General features: G+C 56.0%; 25 protein-coding genes. 10 read left to right on the top strand and 15 right to left on the bottom strand.

The window, feature by feature from the left end; genetic code table 11:
- The first annotated feature begins 62 nt into the window (after positions 1–62).
- The 5 genes from chbC (at position 63) to chbG (ending at position 4,894) form a co-directional block, all read left to right on the top strand.
- Complete coding sequence (chbC, locus tag BWI76_RS11730; protein ID WP_004121341.1) at positions 63–1,421, top strand: PTS N,N'-diacetylchitobiose transporter subunit IIC; 1,359 nt, start codon at positions 63–65, stop codon at positions 1,419–1,421.
- A gap of 53 nt (positions 1,422–1,474) precedes the next feature.
- A complete protein-coding gene (chbA, locus tag BWI76_RS11735) occupies positions 1,475–1,822 on the top strand; it encodes a PTS N,N'-diacetylchitobiose transporter subunit IIA (RefSeq protein WP_004138207.1) in 348 nt (115 codons plus the stop codon).
- A gap of 12 nt (positions 1,823–1,834) precedes the next feature.
- A complete protein-coding gene (gene chbR / locus BWI76_RS11740) occupies positions 1,835–2,674 on the top strand; it encodes a transcriptional regulator ChbR (protein WP_029669837.1) in 840 nt (279 codons plus the stop codon).
- A gap of 102 nt (positions 2,675–2,776) precedes the next feature.
- Positions 2,777–4,123, top strand: coding sequence for a 6-phospho-beta-glucosidase (locus tag BWI76_RS11745; protein WP_004138202.1), 1,347 nt, complete (start codon positions 2,777–2,779; stop codon positions 4,121–4,123).
- A gap of 12 nt (positions 4,124–4,135) precedes the next feature.
- Positions 4,136–4,894, top strand: a complete 759-nt coding sequence (gene chbG / locus BWI76_RS11750) for a chitin disaccharide deacetylase (protein ID WP_004138201.1) — start codon at positions 4,136–4,138, stop codon at positions 4,892–4,894.
- Positions 4,895–4,934: 40 nt separating this feature from the next.
- On the opposite strand, the gene katE is transcribed toward chbG, so the two are convergent.
- A complete protein-coding gene (gene katE / locus BWI76_RS11755) occupies positions 4,935–7,193 on the bottom strand; it encodes a catalase HPII (protein ID WP_064371696.1) in 2,259 nt (752 codons plus the stop codon).
- 196 nt (positions 7,194–7,389) lie between these two features.
- Between katE and cedA the strand changes: the two genes are divergently transcribed.
- Positions 7,390–7,629 (top strand): cell division activator CedA, encoded by a 240-nt coding sequence (cedA, locus tag BWI76_RS11760; protein ID WP_024359440.1) that lies wholly within the window; start codon positions 7,390–7,392, stop codon positions 7,627–7,629.
- A 74-nt stretch (positions 7,630–7,703) separates the two neighbouring features.
- On the opposite strand, the gene BWI76_RS11765 is transcribed toward cedA, so the two are convergent.
- The 4 genes from BWI76_RS11765 to hxpB form a co-directional block, all read right to left on the bottom strand.
- Positions 7,704–9,095, bottom strand: coding sequence for an L-cystine transporter (locus BWI76_RS11765; RefSeq protein WP_004138198.1), 1,392 nt, complete (start codon positions 9,093–9,095; stop codon positions 7,704–7,706).
- Between the two features lie 134 nt (positions 9,096–9,229).
- Positions 9,230–9,820, bottom strand: coding sequence for a metal-dependent hydrolase (locus BWI76_RS11770; RefSeq protein WP_004138197.1), 591 nt, complete (start codon positions 9,818–9,820; stop codon positions 9,230–9,232).
- A 91-nt stretch (positions 9,821–9,911) separates the two neighbouring features.
- Positions 9,912–10,673 carry a 2-dehydro-3-deoxy-D-gluconate 5-dehydrogenase KduD gene (gene kduD, locus BWI76_RS11775; protein WP_024359439.1) on the bottom strand — a complete coding sequence of 254 codons (762 nt, stop codon included), beginning with the start codon at positions 10,671–10,673 and terminating at the stop codon, positions 9,912–9,914.
- A 148-nt stretch (positions 10,674–10,821) separates the two neighbouring features.
- Positions 10,822–11,490, bottom strand: a complete 669-nt coding sequence (gene hxpB / locus BWI76_RS11780; RefSeq protein WP_024359438.1) for a hexitol phosphatase HxpB — start codon at positions 11,488–11,490, stop codon at positions 10,822–10,824.
- A gap of 130 nt (positions 11,491–11,620) precedes the next feature.
- Between hxpB and BWI76_RS11785 the strand changes: the two genes are divergently transcribed.
- A complete protein-coding gene (locus BWI76_RS11785; RefSeq protein WP_004138185.1) occupies positions 11,621–12,157 on the top strand; it encodes a YniB family protein in 537 nt (178 codons plus the stop codon).
- Between the two features lie 32 nt (positions 12,158–12,189).
- On the opposite strand, the gene yciA is transcribed toward BWI76_RS11785, so the two are convergent.
- The 4 genes from yciA to BWI76_RS11805 form a co-directional block, all read right to left on the bottom strand.
- A complete protein-coding gene (yciA, locus tag BWI76_RS11790) occupies positions 12,190–12,588 on the bottom strand; it encodes an acyl-CoA thioester hydrolase YciA (protein WP_004121302.1) in 399 nt (132 codons plus the stop codon).
- A 99-nt stretch (positions 12,589–12,687) separates the two neighbouring features.
- Positions 12,688–14,868 carry a TonB-dependent siderophore receptor gene (locus BWI76_RS11795; protein ID WP_004138183.1) on the bottom strand — a complete coding sequence of 727 codons (2,181 nt, stop codon included), beginning with the start codon at positions 14,866–14,868 and terminating at the stop codon, positions 12,688–12,690.
- Between the two features lie 230 nt (positions 14,869–15,098).
- Positions 15,099–15,638 (bottom strand): septation protein A, encoded by a 540-nt coding sequence (locus tag BWI76_RS11800; protein WP_004101360.1) that lies wholly within the window; start codon positions 15,636–15,638, stop codon positions 15,099–15,101.
- Between the two features lie 52 nt (positions 15,639–15,690).
- Entirely contained in the window at positions 15,691–16,434 is a 744-nt protein-coding gene (locus BWI76_RS11805) for a YciC family protein (RefSeq protein ID WP_064371697.1), read from the bottom strand.
- Positions 16,435–16,747: 313 nt separating this feature from the next.
- Between BWI76_RS11805 and ompW the strand changes: the two genes are divergently transcribed.
- Positions 16,748–17,386: an outer membrane protein OmpW gene (gene ompW / locus BWI76_RS11810; protein WP_004121296.1), complete on the top strand. Its 639-nt coding sequence runs from the start codon at positions 16,748–16,750 to the stop codon at positions 17,384–17,386.
- 97 nt (positions 17,387–17,483) lie between these two features.
- Here ompW and BWI76_RS11815 read toward each other — a convergent pair whose 3' ends face one another.
- Both BWI76_RS11815 and BWI76_RS11820 read right to left on the bottom strand, forming a co-directional pair.
- Entirely contained in the window at positions 17,484–17,729 is a 246-nt protein-coding gene (locus BWI76_RS11815; RefSeq protein WP_004139568.1) for a YmjA family protein, read from the bottom strand.
- Between the two features lie 214 nt (positions 17,730–17,943).
- The gene (locus tag BWI76_RS11820; protein ID WP_004139565.1) at positions 17,944–18,648 is read right to left on the bottom strand and encodes an SDR family NAD(P)-dependent oxidoreductase; all 705 of its coding nucleotides are present in this window, start codon (positions 18,646–18,648) and stop codon (positions 17,944–17,946) included.
- Between the two features lie 121 nt (positions 18,649–18,769).
- Between BWI76_RS11820 and BWI76_RS11825 the strand changes: the two genes are divergently transcribed.
- Positions 18,770–19,669 (top strand): LysR family transcriptional regulator, encoded by a 900-nt coding sequence (locus BWI76_RS11825; RefSeq protein ID WP_049090004.1) that lies wholly within the window; start codon positions 18,770–18,772, stop codon positions 19,667–19,669.
- Between the two features lie 154 nt (positions 19,670–19,823).
- On the opposite strand, the gene BWI76_RS11830 is transcribed toward BWI76_RS11825, so the two are convergent.
- Positions 19,824–20,771 carry a quinone oxidoreductase family protein gene (locus BWI76_RS11830; RefSeq protein ID WP_004139557.1) on the bottom strand — a complete coding sequence of 316 codons (948 nt, stop codon included), beginning with the start codon at positions 20,769–20,771 and terminating at the stop codon, positions 19,824–19,826.
- Between the two features lie 77 nt (positions 20,772–20,848).
- On the opposite strand from BWI76_RS11830, the gene BWI76_RS11835 reads away from it, so the two are divergent.
- Positions 20,849–21,304, top strand: a complete 456-nt coding sequence (locus BWI76_RS11835) for a MarR family winged helix-turn-helix transcriptional regulator (protein WP_004139555.1) — start codon at positions 20,849–20,851, stop codon at positions 21,302–21,304.
- 32 nt (positions 21,305–21,336) lie between these two features.
- On the opposite strand, the gene trpA is transcribed toward BWI76_RS11835, so the two are convergent.
- From trpA to trpCF, 3 genes are read right to left on the bottom strand one after another with little or no spacing between them, the layout of a single operon-like run.
- Positions 21,337–22,146 (bottom strand): tryptophan synthase subunit alpha, encoded by an 810-nt coding sequence (trpA, locus tag BWI76_RS11840; protein WP_004121283.1) that lies wholly within the window; start codon positions 22,144–22,146, stop codon positions 21,337–21,339.
- Positions 22,146–23,339, bottom strand: a complete 1,194-nt coding sequence (gene trpB, locus BWI76_RS11845) for a tryptophan synthase subunit beta (protein ID WP_004139553.1) — start codon at positions 23,337–23,339, stop codon at positions 22,146–22,148. Before trpB ends, trpA begins: the two co-directional genes overlap by 1 nt.
- 9 nt (positions 23,340–23,348) lie before the next feature.
- Positions 23,349–24,707 carry a bifunctional indole-3-glycerol-phosphate synthase TrpC/phosphoribosylanthranilate isomerase TrpF gene (gene trpCF / locus BWI76_RS11850; protein WP_049085461.1) on the bottom strand — a complete coding sequence of 453 codons (1,359 nt, stop codon included), beginning with the start codon at positions 24,705–24,707 and terminating at the stop codon, positions 23,349–23,351.

Here is a 24,707-nt window from a genome sequence, read left to right on the forward strand (position 1 = left end):
AAAGAGTAATTTCATCTATCATTGCCGCAATGATTATATTGCGGCCTTAAAGGGTATTTATTATGAGTAAAGTGATTGACTCGCTTGAAAAGGTACTCCTTCCTTTTGCCGTCAAAATAGGAAGGCAGCCCCACGTCAACGCAATTAAAAACGGCTTTATTAAGTTAATGCCATTGACGCTAGCTGGGGCAATGTTTGTTTTAATTAACAACGTATTTTTGAGTTTCGGCGACGGCTCCTTCTTTTATTCAATGGGTATCCGTCTGGATGCCTCCACCATAGAAACGCTCAACGGTTTTAAAGCTATTGGCGGTAACGTTTATAACGGTACGCTCGGCATTATGTCGCTAATGGCGCCTTTCTTCATCGGTTCTGCGTTAGCTGAAGAGCGTAAAGTGGACCCGATGGCCGCCGGTTTATTGGCCGTGGCGGCATTTATGACCGTCACGCCTTATAGCGTCGGTGAAGCCTACGCCGTTGGCGCTAACTGGTTAGGCGGCGCCAATATTATTTCCGGTATTGTGATCGGTCTGGTCGTTGCCGAGATGTTCACCTTTATCGTACATCGCAATTGGGTGATTACGCTGCCGTCCAGCGTGCCGGCTTCGGTTTCCCGTTCATTCTCGGCGGTTATCCCGGCATTCATTATCCTCTCGATAATGGGGATTATCTCCTGGGCGTTGACCCACTGGGGGACTAACTTCCACCAGATCATCATGGACACGATCTCCACGCCGCTGGCCTCAATGGGCGCCGTCGTAGGCTGGGCATACGTTATTTTCACCTCGCTGCTGTGGTTCTTCGGCGTACACGGGTCGCTGGCGCTGTCGGCGCTGGATAGCGGGATCATGACGCCGTGGGCGCTGGAAAATATCGCAACCTACCAGCAGTACGGTTCCGTCGAGGCCGCGCTGGCCGCGGGTAAGAGCTTCCATATGTGGGCCAAGCCGATGCTTGATTCCTACATCTTCCTTGGTGGTACCGGCGCGACTCTGGGCTTAATCATCGCCATCTTTATCGCTTCACGTCGTGAGGATCATCGTCAGGTGGCCAAACTGGCGCTGCCGTCAGGCATCTTCCAGATTAACGAACCCATCCTGTTCGGCCTGCCGATTATTATGAACCCGGTGATGTTTATCCCGTTCATTCTGATTCAGCCTCTGCTGGCGGCCATCACCATGACGGCTTACACCCTGGGCATCATCCCGCCGATTACCAATATCGCGCCGTGGACCATGCCGACCGGTTTAGGCGCCTTCTTTAACACCAACGGTAGCGTCGCGGCCCTGCTGCTGGCCCTGTTCAACCTTGCCGTATCCACCCTGGTCTACCTGCCGTTTGTGGTGATCTCTAACAAAGCGCAGGGCGTTATTGAGCAGGAAGAGAGCGAAGAAGATATCGCTAACGCACTGAAATTCTAATATTAAGCGGTACGGGAGGTTTCCCGTACCGTCCAGGAAATAAGGGAGTCATTATGTTTGATCTGGATAACATCGCAGCAGAAGAGAGCGCGGTAAACGACCTCGAAGAGGTGGTGATGGGGCTGATTATCAACTCCGGACAAGCGCGTAGCCTGGCTTATGCCGCGCTGAAGCAGGCAAAGCAGGGAGATTTCGCGGCGGCCAAAGCGATGATGGAACAGTCGCGCATGGCGTTGAGCGAAGCGCACCTTGTGCAGACGCAGCTGATTGAGAGCGATGAGGGCGAGGGCAAAATGAAGGTGAGTTTGGTGCTGGTTCATGCGCAGGATCATCTGATGACCTCAATGCTGGCTCGTGAGCTGGTTGCCGAATTGATTGAGCTGCACGAGAAGGTACAATAGGTCATCGACACGATGAGGCAGCCAAAGATGATGACCACTGAAATCAGTACCGCCCGGGAGCAACAACTCTTTAACGGCAAGAACTTTCATGTGGTCATCTACAACAAAACGGAGAGCGTAAGCGGGCTTCACCAGCATGATTACTACGAATACACCATCGTTTTAACCGGGCGCTATTATCAGGTTATTAATGGCAAGCGGGTGCTGCTGGAGCGCGGGGATTTTGTCTTTATCCCAATGGGGTCGCATCACCAGAGTTTTTATGAATTTGGCGCGACGCGCATTCTTAACGTCGGTATCAGCAAAAGTTTCTTTGAGAAACACTATCTGCCGCTGCTGCCGTTTGGTCTCGTCGCCTCTCAGGTCTATGCCGTTAAAAGTACTTTTCTCAGTTATATTGAGTCGGTTATTGCATCACTGAATTTTCGCGAAACTGAATTTGACGAATTTATCGAACTGGTGTCTTTTTACACCCTGAATCGTTTGCGGCACTATCGTGAAGAGCCTACCGAAGATGTTATTCCGCAGTGGTTGAAAAATACCGTCGAGGGTATGCACGATAAGCTTAAATTTGGCGAGGGGGCGCTGGAAAATATGGTTGAGCTTTCCGGTAAAACGCAGGAGTACTTAACCCGCGCAACCCAGCGATATTATGGCAAAACGCCGATGCAGATGATTAACGATATTCGCATCAACTTCGCGAAGAAACAGTTAGAGATAACCAACTACTCGGTGACCGATATCGCCTATGAGTCGGGGTACAGTAGCCCAAGTCTGTTTATTAAAACATTCAAGAAGCTGACTTCCTTTACCCCCAGCAGCTATCGGAAACACCTCACCAGTATTAATTAACCGGGCGCGGAATAGTCCGCGCGGTCTAAATATTCAAATTAACTGTCCGTATTTACGTGGAGAGCGGGTGCCGCATATGCGCTATCCGCAAGGGAGAAAATAATGAGCCAGAAATTGAAAGTAGTGACAATCGGCGGCGGCAGCAGCTATACCCCGGAATTACTGGAAGGATTCCTGAAGCGTTATCATGAACTGCCAATTAGCGAACTGTGGCTGGTGGATGTCGCTGAAGGGCAGGAAAAGCTCGATATTATCCACGCGCTGTGCCAGCGCATGGTGGAAAAAGCCGGCGTTCCGATGAAAGTCTACAAGACCCTGGATCGCCGCGCGGCGCTGGAAGGCGCCGATTTCGTCACCACCCAGCTGCGCGTTGGCCAGCTTAAGGCGCGCGAGAAGGACGAGCGTATCCCGCTGAGCCACGGCTATTTAGGCCAGGAAACCAACGGCGCGGGCGGATTGTTTAAAGGTCTGCGCACCATTCCGGTCATTTTTGACATTGTGAAAGATGTTCAGGAAGTCTGTCCGAACGCCTGGGTGATTAACTTTACCAACCCGGCGGGCATGGTAACCGAAGCGGTTTATCGGCATACCGGCTTTAAGCGCTTTATCGGCGTGTGCAATATTCCTATCGGCATGAAGATGTTTATCACCGACGTGCTGAAGCTGGCTCCGAGCGATGAGCTCAATATCGATCTGTTTGGTCTCAACCATCTGGTGTTTGTTCGCGATGTGCTGGTCAACGGCGTTTCACGCTTTGACGAGCTGCTTGACGGCGTAGCATCGGGTCGATTGAGCGCAAACTCGGTGAAAAATATCTTTGATTTGCCGTTTAGCGAAGGGCTGCTCCGGTCGCTGCGCCTGATCCCTTGCTCCTATCTGCTCTACTACTTTAAGCCAAAAGAGATGCTGGCGATTGAAATGGGCGAGTACTACAAAGGCGGCGCGCGCGCGCAGGTAGTGCAGAAAGTTGAGAAACAGCTTTTCGAGCTCTATAAGGATCCGGATCTGAACGTGAAACCGAAAGAGCTGGAGCAGCGCGGCGGGGCCTATTACTCCGACGCCGCCTGTGAAGTGATTAACGCCATTTACAATGATAAGCAGGCCGAGCATTACGTTAACGTGCCGCATCACGGCCACGTCGATAATATCCCGGCCGACTGGGCGGTAGAGATGACCTGTACGCTGGGTCGCGATGGCGCCAAACCGACGCCGCGCATTACGCACTTCGATGAGAAGGTGCTGGGTCTGATTTACACCATTAAAGGTTTTGAAGTCGCGGCAAGCGAAGCGGCTATCAGCGGTAAACTGGACGATGTGCTGCTGGCGCTTAATCTAAGCCCGCTGATCCACTCCGATCGCGATGCTGAAAAGCTGGCGCGGGAGATGATCCTCGCGCACGAGCAGTGGCTGCCAAACTTTGCGGCGACTATCGAAAAACTGAAACAGTAACGGGAGCGGCTCATGGAACGCGTGTTAATCGTCAATGCTGATGATTTTGGCCTCAGCAGGGGGCAAAACTACGGCATTATCGAAGCTTGCAAGAACGGTGTGGTCACCTCCACGACGGCGCTGGTCAACGGCGCGGCGATTAGCCACGCTGCCCAGCTTAGCCGCTGCGTCCCCGAACTGGCGGTGGGGATGCATTTTGTCCTGACGCTGGGCGAACCGCTATCGGCGATGCCGGGGCTAACCCGCGAAGGGCGTCTCGGTAAGTGGATTTGGCAGATGGCGGAAGAGGACAGCCTGCCGCTGGACGAAATCGCCCACGAACTGGAGCAGCAGTATCAGCGCTTTGTCGAGCTGTTTGGCCATGAACCGACGCATATCGACAGCCATCACCATGTGCATATGATCGCGCAGATCTACCCCATCGTCGCGGCGTTCGCCCGCGAGAAGGGCGTGGCGCTGCGGATCGACCGCCAGCTGGCGACGCTGTCAGGCCTGGCGCAGGATGCGGCGCGCAGCAGCGAAGGGTTCGCCAGCGAGTTTTACGGGGAAGGGGTTTCGGAAGCGCTGTTTCTGCAAACCCTGGATGCCTCTATCCGCCGCGGTGAGACGTCGCTGGAGGTAATGTGCCATCCGGCGTTCGTGGATAACACGATTATGGGCAGCGCCTATTGCTATCCGCGTCTGACCGAGCTGGATGTGCTGACGAGCGAGTCGCTAAAATCGGCGATTACCGAGCGCGGTTACCGGCTCGGAACCTATCGCGATGTATAAAGGCAAGTCAAAAGCCCGGCATTTCTGCCGGGCATCTTTTTTATGCCGGGATCGCGGCGATTTTGGCGTTTCTTGACCACACCCGATGCGCCGCCATCAGGGTAATCAGTTCATCCAGCGCCTGGCTATCAATGGCATCCGTCTCAACAACGCCTTCTTCACCCTGGCTGGCAATCTGCAGTGGCGCTTTGCACTGCCGGGCATCGCCTGCCAGAAGAATCGGTTTCAGGTGTTTGTAGGCTTCCAGCAGGTAATAGTGGAAATCGCCGTTGTTGCTCAGGCTTTGCAGATCGCCGCCGGGAACGATAACCGCATCGACGGTTAACGAGGGCGACCCGGCAAAGGTTCCGGCCACCGGAAGCTCGCTACCGTCATCGGCCTTCACTTTACCCATTCGGGAATAGAGCAGTTTGGCATGTACTCCGTGCGCCTTCAGCGTCTTCAGCAGCGCCAGCAGCTCTTTCGCGACCGGCCGATCGTTAAGCAGTACCGCTACCACCCGGCCTTTAACGTCGCCGCTGGGAATGGCGTACAGGCTTAAGGTCGGATCTTTCTTCAGGCCGTTAACATCCGGCGGCGGGGTGATGCTGCGCTGCTCGTCGGTGAGCTCAATCCCCAGATTTTTGCCCACCGCCTGAGCCAGCTGCAGGTCGATATGCGCCAGCTGATCGACCACCCGCTCGCGGATCCACTCCCTGACGACCTTGCTCAGTTCGAAACTAAAGCCGTCGATAATATGCTGCTGCTCAATAGGCGTCTGGCTACGCCAGAACAGCAGGGGATGAGAGTAGTACTCGCCAAACGAGGGGCTGCGCTGGCGAATTTTTTCTCCGTCAACCCGCTCGGCATAGGATTCAAAGCCGCCGCGTTTAGCGGCTGGCGGCGTCTCCCGCGGCCAGTTATCGTTAATGGAGTTGGGCTCGTAGTTTGCCGGATTGGTATCAATATCCATCCGGTGCATGCCGTCGCGCTGGAAGTTATGGTACGGGCAGGTGGGCTTATTGATCGGGATTTCATGGAAATTCGGCCCGCCGAGGCGGCTAATCTGCGTATCGGTATAGGAGAAGAGTCGGCCCTGAAGCAGCGGGTCGTTGCTGAAGTCTATCCCCGGAACGATATGCCCAGGATGGAACGCCGCCTGTTCGTTTTCGGCAAAAAAGTTATCCGGGTTGCGATTGAGGACCATCTTACCGACGCGCTGCACCGGGACCAGCGCTTCCGGAATCAGCTTGGTGGGATCCAACAGATCGAAATCAAAAGCAAACTCGTCCTCTTCCGGGATCAGCTGTAAGCCCAGTTCGTACTCAGGATAATCGCCGGCTTCAATTGCTTCCCATAAATCACGGCGGTGGAAATCAGGATCGCGACCGGTCAGCTTTTGCGACTCGTCCCAAACCAGAGACGCTTTGCCTGCCACGGGCTTCCAGTGAAAACGTACGAAGGTGGCTTTGCCTTGCGCGTTAATCAGGCGGAAGGTGTGGATGCCGAAGCCCTCCATCGTGCGGTAGCTGCGGGGCAGTCCGCGGTCGGACATCGCCCACATCACGTTATGCAGCGTTTCCGGCTGTAGCGAGACATAATCCCAGAACGTGTCGTGCGCGCTTTGCCCCTGCGGGACGGCCCAGTGTGGCTCAGGTTTCACCGCATGAACAAAATCAGGGAATTTGAGCGCATCCTGGATAAAAAAGATCGGCGTATTGTTGCCGACCAGGTCGAAAATCCCTTCGTCGGTATAAAACTTGGTGGCAAAACCGCGGATGTCGCGGACCGTATCGGCGGAGCCTGCGCCGCCCTGAACGGTTGAAAAGCGGACGAAGACCGGCGTTTTTTTCTCGGGGCTGGAGAGGAAATCGGCTTTGGTGATGTCGCTTAAATCGCTGTACGCCTGGAAATAGCCGTGCGCAGCGGAGCCGCGGGCATGGACGATCCTTTCCGGAATGCGCTCGTGGTCGAAGTGGGTGATTTTTTCACGCAGGATAAAATCTTCCAGCAGCGTGGGGCCGCGTTTACCCGCGCGCAGCGAGTTTTGATCGTCAGCGATGCGAACGCCCTGGTTGGTGGTGAGGGCAAAATCCTCACCGCCTTTGCGATGTTTTTCGAGGGCATCAAGCTTTTCGCTGTGCGTATCCGGGGCTTTCATACTGCCCGGCGCGGTCGGCTCTTCGCCTGGAGCAGTGGGATGCGGCGTGGGCCGCCAGTTCTGGTCTTCGGGGGCCAGGGCATCCAGACCAGGTTTTGCTTCCCGGTCATCGTGAACCGGTGATTGATGGGGTTGTGGGTTAGGGTGTTTATCAGACATTGCGTGCTCCTGCTTTCATTACTGAAAATGGTCATTGCTAAACCAAAACCCTTCTAATTGTAGAACATCATTTCAAGAACATATTTTTATAAGAGTTTTGCTACTAAAGGGCCGCAAGCAGGGGGCGACGAAGGGGGGCGCTTTCGGCTATGATAAGGGTTTCCGTTTCCCGCTGTGTTTAGTGAATCTATTTGTGATGAAACCACTTCGCCAACAAAATCGTCAGGTCATTAGCTACGTGCCTCGAGTGGAGCCTGCGCCGCCGGAACACGCCGTCAAAATGGATGGTTTTCGCGACGTCTGGGCTCTGCGGGGTAAGTACGTTGCCTTTGTGCTGATCGATGAACACTTTCGCCGTTCCCCACCGTTTAACGTGCCGGAAGCGGCGCAGCGCTGGGCGACGCAAATGAGGCAGGAAGGCGAAATTGACGGCTGAGGCTGCAGGGGAAATAAAAAAACCGCTGATATTTCAGCGGTTTTTTGTTTTGATAACCTGAAGATGGCATCAGCTTAGCGGTGCGCCAGCTCGGCATCTTCTTCGCTATCGAGAATAGTTTTATCGGTTTGACGCAGCCACTGGCTGGTCAGGGTACCGGCGGTCATAGACCCGCTCACGTTCAGCGCGGTACGGCCCATATCGATGAGCGGCTCCACCGAGATCAGCAGCGCCACCAGCGTGACAGGCAAGCCCATCGCTGGCAGGACGATCAGGGCGGCAAAGGTCGCGCCGCCGCCTACGCCCGCGACGCCGGCGGAGCTGACGGTCACGATGCCTACCAGCGTTGCAATCCACAGCGGATCGAGCGGGTTGATACCGACGGTTGGCGCGACCATTACCGCCAGCATCGCCGGATAAAGACCCGCGCAGCCGTTCTGGCCGATGGTGGCGCCGAACGAGGCGGAGAAGCTGGCGATAGACTCCGGCACGCCCAGACGACGCGTTTGCGCTTCCACGTTCAGCGGAATCGACGCGGCGCTGGAGCGGCTGGTAAAGGCGAAGGTCAGCACCGGCCAGACTTTACGGAAGTACTTCAGCGGGCTCACGCCGTTCACCGCCAGCAGCAGACCGTGCACCACGAACATGATGCCCAGACCAATATAAGAGGCGATAACGAAGCTGCCGAGCTTGATGATGTCCTGCAGGTTAGAGCCCGCAACCACCTTGGTCATCAGCGCTAGTACGCCGTACGGCGTTAACTGCATCACCAGGCGTACCAGCTTCATCACCCAGCTCTGCAGCGTGTCGATGGCGGTGAGTACGCGCTGGCCTTTCGCTACGTCATCTTTCAGCAGCTTCAGCGCCGCGACGCCGAGGAACGCAGCGAAGATAACGACGCTGATAATCGATGTCGGGTTCGCGCCGGTCAGATCGGCAAACGGGTTTTTCGGCACAAAAGAGAGGATCAGCTGCGGGACGCTCAGGTCCGCGACTTTACCGGCGTAGTTGCTCTGAATGGCGTTGAGGCGGGCGGTTTCCGCGCTGCCCTGAACCAGACCTTCGGCGGTGAGGCCAAACATATTGGTCACCAGTACCCCGACCAGCGCCGCAATCAGCGTAGTGAACAGCAGGGTACCGATGCTGAGGAAGCTGATTTTACCCAGCTGCGAAGCATTGTGCAGACGGGCCACCGCGCTCAAAATCGAGGCGAAAACCAGCGGCATGACGATCATCTGTAGCAGCTGAACATAGCCGTTACCGACGATATTGAACCACTGGATAGAGTCCTTCAGCACCTGGCTGTCGGAACCATAGATAAGCTGTAGCGCCAGGCCGAAAACCACGCCGATAACCAGACCGACCAGCACTTTTTTAGCGAGGCTCCACTGTTTATGCCGGGTTTGGGCCAGCGCCAACAGTAAAACCGCGAACACGACAACGTTCGCTATTAATGGAAAGTTCATCCCCGTTCTCCTGATAACTTTTATAACCGGGTTGGTCAATAACCAACTCTTATGACGGCAAGGGTAGCAGAAGGCGTAATTCGTTACTTATATTCAAATGGAATTGATTATAACTAATTGATTAATTCGCTGGTTTATCGCCCAGACTGGTGGCTAATAAAGCGATTAAAGGTAGTTTGCAGCGAATTAATCATATCCGATGACCAGCGAACGGCGCTGTTTTCGGCAACGTTTTGCGGCATCCACACGGCATAGATGAACAGCGCCATGCACAGCGCGCGCTCCAGCTGGTTGCCCTTGCGCGGCGCGAGGAGGGGCAGACGAAAACGCCAGCGGCAGGGCCAGAGCAGCGGAACGCCCGCTGGGGTGAGCATGTCGGCGAGAATATGGCTGAGATAGCCCAGAACCAGACCCTGAACCGCATCTGCCGGAACTATCCAGCTTTCCGGCACTTTCAATGAGAAAATCGCGACCGCGCCAAAAACCACCAGCAGGCTATGGGTGAAGCCGCGATGGCCGAAGGCGCGCGCTATCGGTTTTGATATCCAGCTTAAGCGCTGGCCGAGAAATGACTTCGGGTGATCGATATCCGGCAGCAGACAGGTCAGGATGGCGGAAGGAACAATATGCCACCAGTCGCCCTGGGCCAGCACGGGCGTTAATTCCGCATTTTTCGCAAATACCGCGCAGGCGATAGAAAAGAGGAGGTGGCCTTCCGCCGTCATGATAAAAACCCTAAACTGTCAATTCATACAGTATAGGGTTTTTATACAGTGTGCGAAAGAGGTGACGGTGTAACTCTTTGTCACAAAATCATCAGCGCGCCAGCCAGCCGCCATCCACCGCCAGGGTATAGCCGCTGATGTAATCCGCCGCCCTGGAGGCGAGGAAGACGACCGGCCCCTGGAGATCATCCGCAACCCCCCAGCGCCCGGCCGGAATACGGTCGAGGATCGCTTTGCTACGCTCGGCGTCATCGCGCAGCTGTTGGGTATTATTGGTCGCCATATACCCCGGCGCAATCGCGTTAACGTTGATGCGATGCCCGGCCCATTCGTTGGCCATCAGGCGGGTAATGCCCAGTACGCCGCTTTTTGACGCGGTGTAGGATGGCACCCGAATACCGCCCTGAAACGAGAGCATTGAGGCAATGTTCACGATTTTCCCGCCGTCACCCTGCTGGATAAACTGCCGGGCGACCGCCTGCGAAAGGAAGAACACCGACTTCAGATTCAGATTCATCACGTCGTCCCAGTCCTTTTCGCTAAAGGAGAGCGCATCGGCGCGACGGATGGTTCCCGCATTGTTGACCAGAATATCGATCCGGCCCATGGCGGCCACGGCCTGAGTCACTATGTCTTCAATCTCATCCTGCCGGCTCAGATCGGCCTGGATAGCGGTAAAGCGGCGGCCCAGCGCCTGGACCTTTTCTGCGGTTTCATGGGGGATCCGGCGATTCACGCCGACGATATCGCACCCGGCCTGCGCAAGGCCTAACGTCATTCCCTGGCCCAGCCCGGTATCACAACCCGTCACGATGGCGACCTTGCCCGCAAGGTCAAAGGCGTTCAGTACCATATGCACCTCTGTATGCTGATTTCATGCGTCAAATAACGCCGTTGAGATAAGCATAGAGGGCGGAAGAGGAAAAAACAATTAAAAATGAAACGGTGTTTTATTTTTGTGATGATGGGATGATGCCGCTCTCCCATCATCACCGGCAGGATTAACCGAGCAGGTCGCCCGGCGTGAGGGACTCAAGCGTAGCAAGCTTCACGTCAGCCAGCACGAAGCGCGGGTCGCGGCTGTTTTCCGCTTCCGGTACCACGATAGACCGCATCCGCGCTGCTTTGCTGGCAATCATGCCGTTGACCGAGTCTTCCAGCGCCACGCAGTTCATTGGGCTGACGCCAAGACTGGCGGCGCAGTTCAGATACACCTGCGGATGCGGTTTGCTGAACGGCAGCATTTCGGCGGAAGCGAGGGCGTCAAACTGGTCGCGCAGTTCAAACATGGTGAGGACTTTTTCCAGCATCCGCAGCGGCGATGCCGACGCGAGGCCGATTTTTAGCCCCTGGGCTTTGCACAATGCCACCGCCTGGCGCGCGCCGGGGAGAAGCGGACGCGCTTCTTCCACCAGCTGGATGGCGCGATTGATGATCCGCGCGGTGACTTCCGCGCGATCCGGGCCTTTCCACGGCTGCTGGGCAAACCACAGGTCGACGACTAAATCGATGCGCAGCCCCAGAATATCCGGCATTTCATGGCGGCGGCTGATATCCACCCCCAGGCTTGCCATCACCTCCAGCTCTGCTTTATCCCACAGCGGCTCGGAATCAATCAGTAAACCATCCATATCAAAAATCGCGGCGTGAATCTGGCGCCTGGCTGACATAAGTCCCTCTCCTTGTAGCGTAAATAGATAACGAATCGGCACTCATGGTATATCATACCGCGCATTATTGGGCGAAATTCGCCGACGAAGGTAGACTTAGAGTGGATAGGCGTCTTAACAAGGGGAACCCATGACGTATCAACAAGCTGGACGCGTTGCAGTACTTAAACGTATTTTGGGGTGGGTGGTATTTATCCCGGCGGTTATCTCGACGCTGATTTCCGTGCTGAAGTTTATGTACGAGCACAGTGAGAAAAAACCGGGCATTGACGCGGTGATGATGGACTTCGCTCATGTGATGATTGAGATGATGCGTTTTAATACGCCGTTCCTCAATTTCTTCTGGTACAACTCGCCGCTGCCGGACTTTAAGCACGGTATGAACATTGGCTTCTGGATCATCTATATTCTGGTGTTTGTCGGCATGGCGCTGCAGGCGTCCGGGGCGCGGATGGGGCGCCAGGCGAAATTTCTGCGCGAAGGCGTGGAGGATCAGCTGATTCTGGAGCAGGCGAAAGGGGCCGAAGGGCTGACGCGTGAGCAAATCTCCGAACGCGTGGTGGTGCCGCGTCATACCATCCTGGTGCAGTATTTTCCGCTTTACGTTTTGCCGGTGGTCATTATTGTACTGGGCTACTTCTTCTTCTCTTTACTCGGTTTTCTGTAAACGATCGGCCCGGTTGTGCCGGGCCGGCTGCATTACAGGGCGGGCAGGGCGCGAGGCTTGCCCTGATTATCCACCGCGACGTAGATAAACAGCGCTTCGGTCGCTTTATAGCGCTGGCCGATAGGCTCAGACGATACTTTCTTGACCCACACTTCCATATTAATGGTTATCGACGTGTTGCCGCGTTTCACGCAGTTGGCGTAGCAGCATACGACATCGCCAACCGCCACCGGGCGTAAAAAGGTCATGCCGTCGACCCGGACGGTCACGACGCGGCCGTGGGCAATCTCTTTGGCCATAATGGCGCCGCCAATATCCATCTGCGACATCAGCCAGCCGCCGAAAATATCGCCGTTAGCGTTGGTGTCCGCCGGCATCGCCAGGGTGCGTAAAACCAATTCGCCCTTCGGCGCAAGATCTGTTGTTGTCATTCTATACTCTGTACTAGTCAAAGATGATCAGGCGCGATGCTACTATGAAAATGGCGTCGAGAGAATAGGGAATACGCCCGCGATAGCGGGCGTGAAGGGTCAGAAGGAGATCGTGACGCCAGCGTAGTAGGCGCGGCCCGGTTCGTTATAGGTCGAAGCGCCTTCGTTTTCACGATAAATTTGCTTATCAAACAGGTTGCTAATCCCGGCGTTCAGGCGCAGGTCTTTCATTAGCTGATAGTTGCCGCCGATACCCACCACGGAATAAGAACCGACTTCATTGGTGGCCAGCACCCCGTTTTCATTACGAATTTCCGCATATTCGCGCGGTTTCTGCCGACCGTACAGGGTCCAGTTGACGTTCGCCGAAAACTTACTGGTCACCTGCCAGTCAAGCAGGGTATTGATGGTGTATTTCGGAATTACGGACAGCGGGTTTCCGGTATCTTTGTTTTCCGATTTGATCATATAAGTGGCGTTGGTGCGCCAGCTGAGCGTATCGGCAATAACCGGAACCAGCAGCGTGCCTTCAAGGCCTTCGACGACCGCTTTCCCGCCATTCTCCCACTGCAGGATATTCGCTCCGCTGGCGGTATTACCCAGCACCTCGGTGCCGGAGACAATCTTGTTTTTGTAATCGTTGCGGAACCAGGTGACGCCAGCGTTGTAACCGTTGAGATTAAACTCAAGACCAATCTCTTTATTGATGCTGATTTCCGGGTCGAGATCCGGGTTACCCAAAAGATAGCAGTTGCCATCGGCAATACTTATCGGGCAGCCGTTTCCGCGCGTGGAAAGCAGGTAGCCTTCGCTCGACTGATACAGATTCGGCGCTTTAAACTCGCGGGCAATACCTGCTTTGACCTTAAACATATCCCCCAGATCCTGCGACAGGTTCAGACTCGGGCTCCAGTTGCTGCCGAAGTCGTTATGGTAGTCGAAGCGCAGACCCGGGATAATATTGGTGCCCGGCGTTGCCTCAATATTGTCTTCGAGATAAATACCGGTCAGCGTGGCGCTGTTCTTGGGGCTGCGTTGTGAAGGATCGCCGGACACCCCGGGGAGCGCATCCGTGGTGGTGGTGGCCTGCATGGACGCCGGATCGTTGAGCTCATCGCGATTCCACTCCATGCCCAGCGTCAGGGTCTGTTCAGCGAGCCAGTTGAAGGGGAGATTCACCTCGGCGGTTGAGCGCCACGACTCCAGGCGGCTGGTGTCATAAACATCGCTATTGATCATCCCTTCCACGCGACCGGTAGTACCCTCCTGCAGACGGGTATTGTTGGTTTTTTCGTAGTAGACGCCCGCCTTCGACTGGCCCCAGTCCCAGATCCCGTTATAGGTCAGCCCCCAGGTCTGTCGATACATCCGGTTTGTTTCCTGACCGTAGAGGGTATCCACCAGGCCATTGGGGCTCATATTACTGTTGCTATACTGGGTATCGCCGGCATAGATATTGCCCTGCCGGCTATAGGCGTAGCTAAAATCGATAATCTGCTGCGGCGTGACTTTCCACGACAGCAGGGCGTTAATATCTTTGTTGCGCACACCTTCGCGGCCCGCGGCATAAGATCCATTTTGCGCGCGGTTAATATCCCAGGCGTCGGGTTCGGTTTTGTTAATGTTGCCGTATAAACGCATGGTCAGGGCATCCCCGGCCAGCGGTCCGTTGAGGTTAAAATTAGCCCGGTTAGTGGAGCCTTCTTTGTTATTTTCCGGCTGATTGGTATAGAGCGAGAGCGAGCCGTGCCAGTCGTTGGTGGGGCGTTTGGTGATGATATTGACCACGCCGCCCGCGGCGCCTGAGCCGTAGCGCGCTGCGGCAGGGCCGCGCAGAACTTCAATGCGTTCCACCATTTCCGGCGGCACCCAGTTGCTGTCGCCGCGGGTATCGCGCTCGCCGCGCCAGCTATAGCGCACAGAATTGCGGGAAGTGACGGGCACGCCATCAATAAGGATCAGCGTGTTTTCCGGCCCCATACCGCGAATATCTATTTGACGATTGTTGCCGCGGCTGCCGCTGGCGCTGTTGCCGGTCAGGTTTACGCCGGGCATTTTACGAATAATTTCTGAGAGGTCGTTAACCGGCGGATCTTTGGCGATATCTTCCGCGGTGATGATCGAGACGCCCGGCTGCTGCTTCAGCGCCTCTTCGGCGGTTCCCCGTACCACCATGGTTTCGGTATCCTGCTCCACTTCTTCGGCAAAGCCAGCCGGACTGAACAAGCCTGCGATGGCCAGAGCGAGGGGAGTGGTTATGTGCTGTTTCTGCGGTCTCATGATAAATATCCCTATAAAAGCGGGTGAAATTGAGATCGAGAATATCAATGATAATAATTATCATTACAATAACACTGCGTTAATCTCCACAAAATCCTCACATTTGCCGCAACTTTCCGTGATCCGGCAGATATCATGAAGAAAACGGTTTTTTAATCCTGTTCAGAGAGCATAACAGTAGATCAAGGGGGAAGACGGCACGCAGAGCTGCGTGCCGGGAGAATGGCAGCTTAATGATTGTCGTCCTGCGGCATATGGCGATAGATATAAACGCCGCTCAGCAGGGTGAAGACCAGCGTCAGCGCGGTCAGGCCGAAGACCTTGAAGTTGACCCAGATATTCTGCGGCAGCCAGAAAGCGATGTAGATATTCGCCAGCCCGCAAAGAATAAAAAATACCGCCCAGGCCAGATTGAGCCGCGACCACACCTGCTGCGGCAGCGTCAGCTCTTTCCCCAGCATGCGCTGGATCAGCGGTTTTTTCATCACCCACTGGCTAAACAGCAGCGCGCTGGCGAACAGCACGTAGATAACCGTTACCTTCCATTTAATAAACTCGTCGTTATGGAAGAAGATAGTCAATCCGCCGAATACGGCGACCAGGACGAAGGTAATGAGCGCCATTTTTTCGACTTTGCGATAGCGTACCCAGCTGTAGATCAGCACGATGGCGGTGGCGATAATCAGCGCGGTTGTCGCGGCGTAAATATCATATAGCTTGTAGAATGCGAAGAAGACTACTAGCGGTAAAAAATCCAGAAACTGCTTCATACATCGATTCCGTCGTTCAGATCGGGGCAGAAATAGCCCGCCCCGGATTAAGTTAGTTGCGAATAAGCATATACAAGCGGAATAAATAGATCAGCAACAATGCAGAGATCAGATTACTGAGGGTATTTATTACCACCGCGCCAACGTTCGGCGTCAGGACCGCGAAGCTCGATGCAAACAGCAGCAGCAGCGTTTTCGCCAGCAGCCAGCCGATAATCGCCGGCGCCACCAGACGCACGTTGGCCCAGGCCAGACGCATACTGCCACGCATGGCGCTGAAAATGCCGATTTTATCCTGCACCAGCATAACCGGTGCGAAAGAGAGCACGATAGCCAGCAGGACGCCAGGCACCACCACCAGCATCATCCCCATCTGCACGATAAACGTCGTCAGCAGGATCAGCAGCAGCAGCTTTGGCAGCACCGGCGCGGAAGCGCCGATCGCGCGAAGGGCGCTGACCCGCTGACCGGCGGAGATCATTTGAATCATGAGCAGAACGCCGCCGGCAAGGATGGCGTTGCCTACAAGACCGGAGAAAGTGGAGGCCGCGGAGGCTCGCAGCAGGATTTGCTGCTGCTCAGGCGTCATGCTCTGAACCAGTTCAAACAGCCCGCCGCTACCCGCCAGGCTATCGCCCTGGCTTAATATCGACAGCTGTTCTTCACTGGGTGAAAAGGCATGGCCAAGTACTACCGTAATGAACGCGCATAGCAGCGCAATCAGTAGGATAGTAACGAACTGAGTGCGGAAAAAGTTCCCGGTGTCACGGTAGACGGACTTTGCCGTGATAGACATGCATTCTCCTTGAGTATTGCAGGTGTTAACTAGCCGGCGATTGTACCGCAAATCGCGGCTGGGTAGCAGTCTCTGCTGCTGCGCGCTAAGTATATCTTTGTAAATAGAAGAGGAAATCAGCGAAGCGCTGTCTGGAGGACCATAATGGAAGAAACTTGATACCACACGCTTATCACTGATTGTATTGAGAAAGTGAAAATTAATCTGGATCAATAAATGTTAAATTTGCCGACTTAATGTGATCTATGTTGGATCAAACATACCTCTTTGTATGTATATTCTTGCGCTGAATAACCATAATGAGGAAGTGGGTATGAAAAAGTTAGCAGCGGCGGTTGTTATTCTGAGCAGTCTTTCCGGCAGCAGCGTCTGGGCGCATGAAGCCGGTGAATTTTTTATTCGCGCGGGTTCGGCCACGGTCAGGCCGACCGAAGGCGCGGGCGGTACGTTAGGCAGCCTGGGGGGCTTTAACGTCAGCAACAATACGCAACTGGGTCTGACATTCACCTATATGGCAACCGATAACATAGGCGTTGAACTGCTGGCCGCCACGCCGTTCCGGCATAAAGTCGGGACCGCGGCAACCGGCAATATTGCGACCGTTCACCATTTACCGCCGACGTTAATGGCGCAGTGGTACTTTGGCGATTCGAGCAGCAAACTGCGTCCTTACATTGGCGCGGGTATCAACTACACGACCTTCTTCGATGAGAGCGTGAACGATACGGGTAAAAAAACCGGTATCTCTGACCTGAGCCTGAAAGACTCCTGGGGAGCGGCAGGGCAGGTGGGGATGGACTATCTGATTAACCGCGACTGGCTGATTAACATGTCGGTGTGGTACATGGATATCGACACCACCGCCAACTATAAGCTGGCGGGCGCGCAGCAGCACGACAGTATTCGTCTGGATCCGTGGGTGTTTATGTTCTCCGCGGGATACCGGTTCTAAAGTCCCGGATAAAGCTGGTCGCAATGACCAGCTTTATTACGCTTTCTGACGCGTGGCGGATTTGCTTAAGCCTCCCCCGGAGCGGCTGCAGTAACGGCTACTCATTACCCCATTTATTCAGAAATACCGCGATATCATCAATGCGCTGGCGATCGATGCCCGCTTGTACGGCCATCTCTCCCTGCGCTTGCTCGCTGATTTCTTCGTTATTCATCAGGCGAGTAATCAACAGCTGGAAATAGCGCGCCAGAGGATCGCGTTCCGACTCGCTGACGGGCTCAGCGGACTCGGTCGAATACTCATCCGCAATGTCGTAATATTTCAGTGGTACTTCCTCGTGCATAAATCGCTCCCCGATTGACGTTGTGCCTGCATTTTCTGGCCTGAATAATATCACTCCTGCCTGGCTTTAGCTCAGGAACGACCAGAAAAACGCATGCCGAGCCCACACCATACGCAACGGGCGCGGAAACTCCCCGTCATCGGGAGTAATAGCGTAAAAAGCCAAAATTGACTGCCCTGAACCCGTCAGCACGCCATTAATACGCATAAAACTATTACCACGGTACCCGACATCCTCGATAATCCAGATACTCTAATCCGGGGCGGTTTTGTTTTTCCAGCAGGACGTTCACCAGCGAGGGGATGGTCTCGGCAATGGTGAGTGGGGCATTCTCGCCGCCGAGGGCCGTGCGGATCCAGCCCGGCGCCATGACCACCAGGGGATGCGATACGCAGGCAGGGCGGGCGGCAAAACTGCGCATAAACATATTCAGCGCGGCTTTACTCCCGCGATACAGCTCGCGCTGTCCGCCGGTATTATTGCTCAAACTGCCTTGTCCTGAAGACATAACGCCAATCAGCCCCTGCGGCAACACGACATCTTGCAGACTTTCTATTACCCGCATCGGCGCGAGCGCGTTGGTCAACATGACATGAATAAACTCTTCCGTCGCGATTTCGCCGATGGTTTGTGTCGGATCGCGGTTGGTGGTGCCCGCGTTGACGAACAGCATATCCAGTACGTTATCGCTAAGCGTTTCGCGCAGCGCCGCGATTCCGTCATTATCACAAATATCCAGCGCCTCAATACGAACCCGTCCAGGATACGCCCGGGCCAGATGATGCAGCGGCGTGGTTTGCGAGAGATCGCGCACGGTGCCGATGACCTGCCAGCCATGCAGCAGAAACTGTTCAGCCATGGCGTGCCCAAGCCCGCGTGAAGCGCCCGCGATCAATACTGTTTTAGTGGAAGCGGCCATTGGCATCACTCCGGCGTAAATAAATGATGGGATAAATATAGGCCGGTGCTGTAGCAGGCGGAAGGCGCAGCATTTGCAATAATAAAGTGCATCAGACGCCCTATCCCGGAGTGGAGAAAAGATGACCGATCCCGATTTTAATTTACTGACTGCGCTGGATGTACTGTTGAGCGAGAAGAGCGTTGCCGGGGCGGCAAAGCGGCTTGAGCTTAGCGCGTCGGCGATGAGCCGCACGCTGGCGCGCTTACGGCAGGTAACCGGCGACCCGCTACTGGTCAGGGCCGGGCGAAAAATGGTGCTGACTCCCCATGCGGAAAGTCTGCAGGCGCGGGCAAAAAACGTCGTCACTGAGATGCGCGCGGTGCTCAACGCTTCGCCTGCGCCGCTGAGTTTATCGACCCTTGAGAAGCGATTTACGTTACGTACCAATGAGGGATTTATAGACGTTTTTGGCCCGGCGCTGGTGAACGCTGTCGCACGAGAAGCGCCGGGCGTGACGCTCGAGTTTGTCGCGAAGCCGGAGAAAGATGCTCGATTTTTACGCGAGGGGCGGGTGGACCTGGAAATTGGCGTACTGGAAAATATGGGGCCTGAGATCCGCCTGCAGGCGCTGTTTCGCGATCGCTTTGTCGCCGCACTGGCAAAAAACCACCCGTTAGCCGCCTTTGCCGAACTGTCGCGAGAACAATTTGTTTCCGTAGGGCACGTCATAGCCTCCCGTCGCGGGGCGATCCGCGGGCCGGTTGATGAAGCGCTGGCGGCATATGGAATGAGCCGCAGAATTGCCGCGGTGGTGCCTGCGTTTTCCGCCGCGCTGGCCGTTGCCCGGGATGCTGAACTTATCGCCGTTGTCCCGGCCTCCTGCCTGCAGAGCGCGGCGGGAAAAGAGATGATCGGTTTTCCCCTCCCGGTGAGCACGCCGGAGATAACGGTGTCACAAATGTGGCATCCTCGCCAGGAGCATGAATTAGCGCATCGCTGGCTAAGGCAGCTGGTGCGCAGAGAGTGTCGGCAGCCATAAAAAAAGCCCGCACAAGTGCGGGCAAAAATACTGGAAGCAATGTGAGCAATGTCGTACCGAATACCTGAGTTGTTTACTCAACTACTCGGTAATGAGAAAGATAATATTTCTCATTTAAGATATCAACCCCAACTTTTGTGCGGAAGCGTTTTTTTTAATCGACGATAAAAACGGTGCGCTTCTGGCTGTTATCCTGCGGCCATGCCGCGGCGACCTCGCGAAGCGGCCGGGGAGTGGTGGCGATGGTAAACCCGCCAGTAACGGCAGCCTGCAGCATTTCCCCGGTAGCGGCCAGCAGCTGGGACACTGAAAGGCTGCCAATACCGCTGCCCATCAGCTGCAGCGGCGCGGAGCGCAGTACCGCGCCGCTGAGCGCGATATCGGCGGCGGAAAGGGAACCGACCTGAATAAAACGTACCGGCGTATTTCCCGGGCTGTGCTTTGCCAGCGCTGGCAGCAAAAGTTCGGCGCTACGTCCCCACAGATAATCGACGACGACATCAATCTGCTGCGCCGCCAGTTCGGCAAACTGCGCCCGCAGGCTCGCCTCATCCTGACTTAAGTTCACGATCGCATCGGCTTCGAGCGCGGCCAGTTTCTCCCCGTTTCGCCCGCAGGCTATCACTTTTCTGGCGCCCAGAAAGCGGGCGACTTGCAACGCCAGCTGACCGGCGCTGCCCGTGGCGCCGTTGATCAATACGGTTTCGCCCGCTTTCAACCCGCCGCGCTTGACCAGCGCCGCCCAGGCCGACATACCCGGATTAGCCATTGCGGCGGCAGTGATATCGTCCAGTTCATCCGGCAGCGGCAGACAGTGGTTTAGGGCGACGGGAGCCCACTGCGCCATACTGCCCCAGGGCGCGGCGGGGAAGGCGAAATAGACGCGCCGCCCGTCGGGTAGTACGCCGGCGCCATCAATACCCGGGACAAAAGGCAGACGACCATCGAAACTATAATGTTTGCCGGAGGCCCGGCCTTTCACCACATGACTGATGGCGGCGGCGCGAACCTTGACTAACGCCTCACTCTCACCGGCGCGCGGATCGCTAAAATCGGACCAAACCGGCCCCTGCTGCAGGTCAAAAACCACGGCTGCTTTCATTGTCTTCTCCCCCTCTGGGATAGTTATGTGTAAAATGCACATATCAGCTAACGGCACTATACTCGGTTAACTAATATATGCAAGATGCACCTAATAATTACGACATTAGCGACTTCCACGGCGCGCTGCTCGATATCATCAGCGTGATGAACCAACCGATGCGCGATGAGCAGATACTGCAGGCGGCCGAGGTCCAGCTCGATCGGACTCTCTTTCCGCTACTGGTGGCCGTCGGGCGCAGGGGACCCGTCGGGGTCGTTGAACTGGCGGACAGCCTTGGGCGCGACTACACCACCGTCAGCAGGCAGGTGAAGAAGCTGGAAGCCCAAGAGTTGGCGCGAAAGCAGCCCAATGCGAAAGACCGGCGGATTAGCGAAGTGACGCTCAGCGAAGCGGGCCAGGCGATGATTACACGCATTGCGCAAGCAAGAACGCGGCTGATGAATGAGGTGCTGGCAGGGTGGTCGCAAGATGATGTGCTGGCGCTGTTTCGTCTGACGCGCAAATATGCCGACAGCTTGCAGCAGAAATAGCCGCCCGGCGCGGGACCGGGCGGCGGACGCGCTTAGGCGGCTTTGGTGGCGGCCTTCAGACTTTGGGCAAAGGCTTTCAGTTCGGCGAGCATAGCCTGCGGGTCGTTCACGTTACGCTCAATGATTTTGACGATGGCAGAGCCGGAAATCGCGCCGGCCGCGCCTGCGTCAATCGCCGCGGTCACCTGCTCCGGCGCCGAGATGCCAAAACCCTGCAGCGGCGGCGCGGCGTGGTACTCGGCCAGCTTTTCAATCAGATGATGCAGCGGCAGCGCAGCGCGGTTCTCCGCGCCGGTCACGCCCGCCCGCGACAGCAGGTAGGTATAACCGCGACCGTAAGAGGCGATCTGGCGCAGCAGATCGTCATCGGCATTCGGCGGACAGATGAAAATCGGCGCGATGTTATGGCGCAACGCGGCCTGGCGGAACGGCGCGGACTCTTCCACGGGGACATCGGCGACCAGCACTGAATCGACGCCCGCGCGTTCGCACGCGGCGTAGAATTCATCAATGCCCGGGCTGAAGACCAGGTTGGCATACATCAGCAGGCCGATTGGGATGGTCGGATGCTTTTGACGAATCGCCGTCAGCATTTCAAAGCACTGGGCGGGCGTGACGCCTGCGGCAAAAGCGCGCAGGGTGGCGTCCTGAATCGTCGGGCCGTCAGCCAGCGGGTCGGAGAAGGGGATGCCCAGCTCCAGCGCGTCGGCGCCCGCTTCAATCAGGGTATCGATAATTTTCAGCGACTGTTCCGGATTCGGATCGCCGAGGGTGACGAAGGGAACAAACGCGCCTTCCCGGCGAGCTTTAAGTTGTGCAAACAGCGTCTCATAACGTTCCATCAGATTTCCCCTCGCGCTTTTAAAATATCGTGTACGGTGAAGATGTCTTTATCGCCGCGGCCGGAGAGGTTAACCACCAGCAGCTGCTCTTTTTCCGGGTTTTCACGCATCATCTTCAGCGCGTGCGCCAGGGCATGGGAGGACTCCAGCGCCGGGATAATCCCCTCATGGCGGGAGAGTTCTTTAAAGGCATCCAGCGCTTCGTCATCGGTAATCGACACATAATCGGCGCGGCCAATGCTGTTCAGATACGCATGCTGCGGCCCCACTGACGGGAAGTCCAGCCCGGCGGAGATGGAGTAGGACTCCTCAATCTGTCCCTCTTCCGTTTGCATCATCGGCGATTTCATACCGAAGTAGATACCCACCCGACCGTGCTTCAGCGGCGCGCCGTGCTCGCCGGACTCAATACCGTGACCCGCGGGCTCCACGCCAATCAGGCCAACGGTGGTTTCGTCGATAAAGTCGGCGAACATGCCGATGGCGTTCGATCCGCCGCCGACGCAGGCGATAACCGCATCCGGCAGACGACCTTCTTTCTCCAGAATCTGCGCTTTGGTCTCTTCGCCAATCATGCGCTGGAATTCACGCACGATGGTCGGGAACGGGTGCGGACCGGCAGCGGTGCCGAGCATATAGTGGGCTGTTTCGTAGCTGCCGGACCAGTCGCGCAGGGCTTCATTGCAGGCGTCTTTCAGGGTAGAAGAACCGCTATGTACCGGGATTACTTCCGCACCCATCAGGCGCATGCGGAAAACGTTCGGCGACTGGCGTTCGATGTCCTTAGCGCCCATATAGATACGGCACTTCAGGCCGAGCAGGGCGCTGGCGAGCGCAGAGGCCACGCCGTGCTGGCCGGCGCCGGTTTCGGCGATAATTTCCGTTTTGCCCATCCGTTTCGCCAGCAGCGCCTGGCCGAGCACCTGGTTGGTTTTATGCGCGCCGCCGTGCAGCAGGTCTTCACGCTTGAGATACAGCGTGGTACGGGTGCCTTCGGTAAGGTTACGGCATTTGGTCAGCGCCGTCGGGCGACCGGCGTAGTTTTTCAGCAGGTCGGTAAATTCAGCCTGGAATGCCGGGTCTTTCTGCGCGCTGACGAACGCTTCTTCCAGCTGGCGCAGGGCGGGCATCAGGATCTGCGGAACGTACATCCCGCCGAATTCGCCAAAGTAGGGGTTCAGTAAAGTACTCATTATTGCTCCTTAATATGCGCGCAGCGTTTGAAATACAGAGGACAGCTTGCTGGCATCTTTAATACCCGGCTGCGACTCTACGCCTGAATTAAAATCGAGTCCGGCACAGCCGCTTTTGGCGGCTTCCACACAGTTATCGGCGCCGAGGCCGCCTGCCAGCAGAACGTTACGCAGGTCCTGACCTTGCAGCAGCGACCAGTCGAAACGCTGGCCGGTGCCGCCTTGACCGTTGTCGAATACATATTTATCGACGTGATGCAGATTGCGCTGCGGTAGGGTTTCGCCGACGCTGAGGGCCTTCCAGATTTGCACCGTCGCCGGAAGTTCGGCGCGCAGGGTATCAATATAGGCCTGGTCTTCGCTGCCGTGCAGCTGCACCGCGGCTAAGCTCAGATTTTCCACGCGGGCGACCACTTCCGCCACCGGCGTATTGCGGAACACGCCGACGTAGCTCAGCGGCGCGCTATCGATGACGGCTTTCGCCTGAGCGTCATTCACCGCTCGCGGCGACGTCGGGACAAAAATCAGGCCGCCGTAGATCGCGCCGGATTCATACGCCACCTGGGCATCCTGGGGGCGGGTCAGGCCGCAGACCTTATTCTCGCCGAGCAGCACGCGTTTCACGGCGGCGTTCAGATCGGCGTGCTCCATCAGCGCCGAGCCAATCAGGAAACCGTTGGCGAAGTGGCTTAGTTCACGCACTTCTGCGTAGGTATGGATACCGGACTCGCTGATCACCGTGACCTCATGACCGAGCTTAGGCGCCAGGGTGCGGGTACGGTTGAGGTCAATCGACATATCGCGCAGATCGCGGTTGTTGATGCCGACCACTTTCGCCTTCAGCGCAATCGCGCGCTCCAGCTCCTCTTCATTGCTCACTTCGGTCAGCACGCCCATGTTCAGGCTATGCGCGACGGCGGAGAGCTGGCGATACTGTTCGTCATCCAGCACCGAAAGCATTAGCAGGCAGGCGTCGGCCTGGTAGTAGCGCGCCAGATAAATCTGGTAAGGATCGATGGTGAAGTCCTTACACAAAATCGGCTGCGGCGCGACCTTGCTGACGATCGGCAGAAAGTCGAAGCTGCCCTGGAAATATTTCTCATCGCACAGTACCGAGATCGCCGAGGCGTAGTGCTTGTAGACGCCGGCGATGGCCGCCGGGTCAAAATCATCGCGGATCAGCCCCTTTGATGGCGAGGCCTTTTTGCACTCGAGAATAAACGCGGTGCGGGTTCCGGCGAGGGCGTCGTAAAAATTGCGCTGCGTCGGTACCACTTCATTTTGAAAACTGGCTAACGGTTGTTGTTGTTTGCGGGCTTCTACCCAAATCGCTTTGTCGGCCACGATTTTTGCTAAAACGGTCTGCAT

Source organism: Klebsiella sp. M5al (assembly GCF_002090195.1).
Taxonomy (GTDB): Bacteria; Pseudomonadota; Gammaproteobacteria; order Enterobacterales; family Enterobacteriaceae; genus Klebsiella; species Klebsiella grimontii.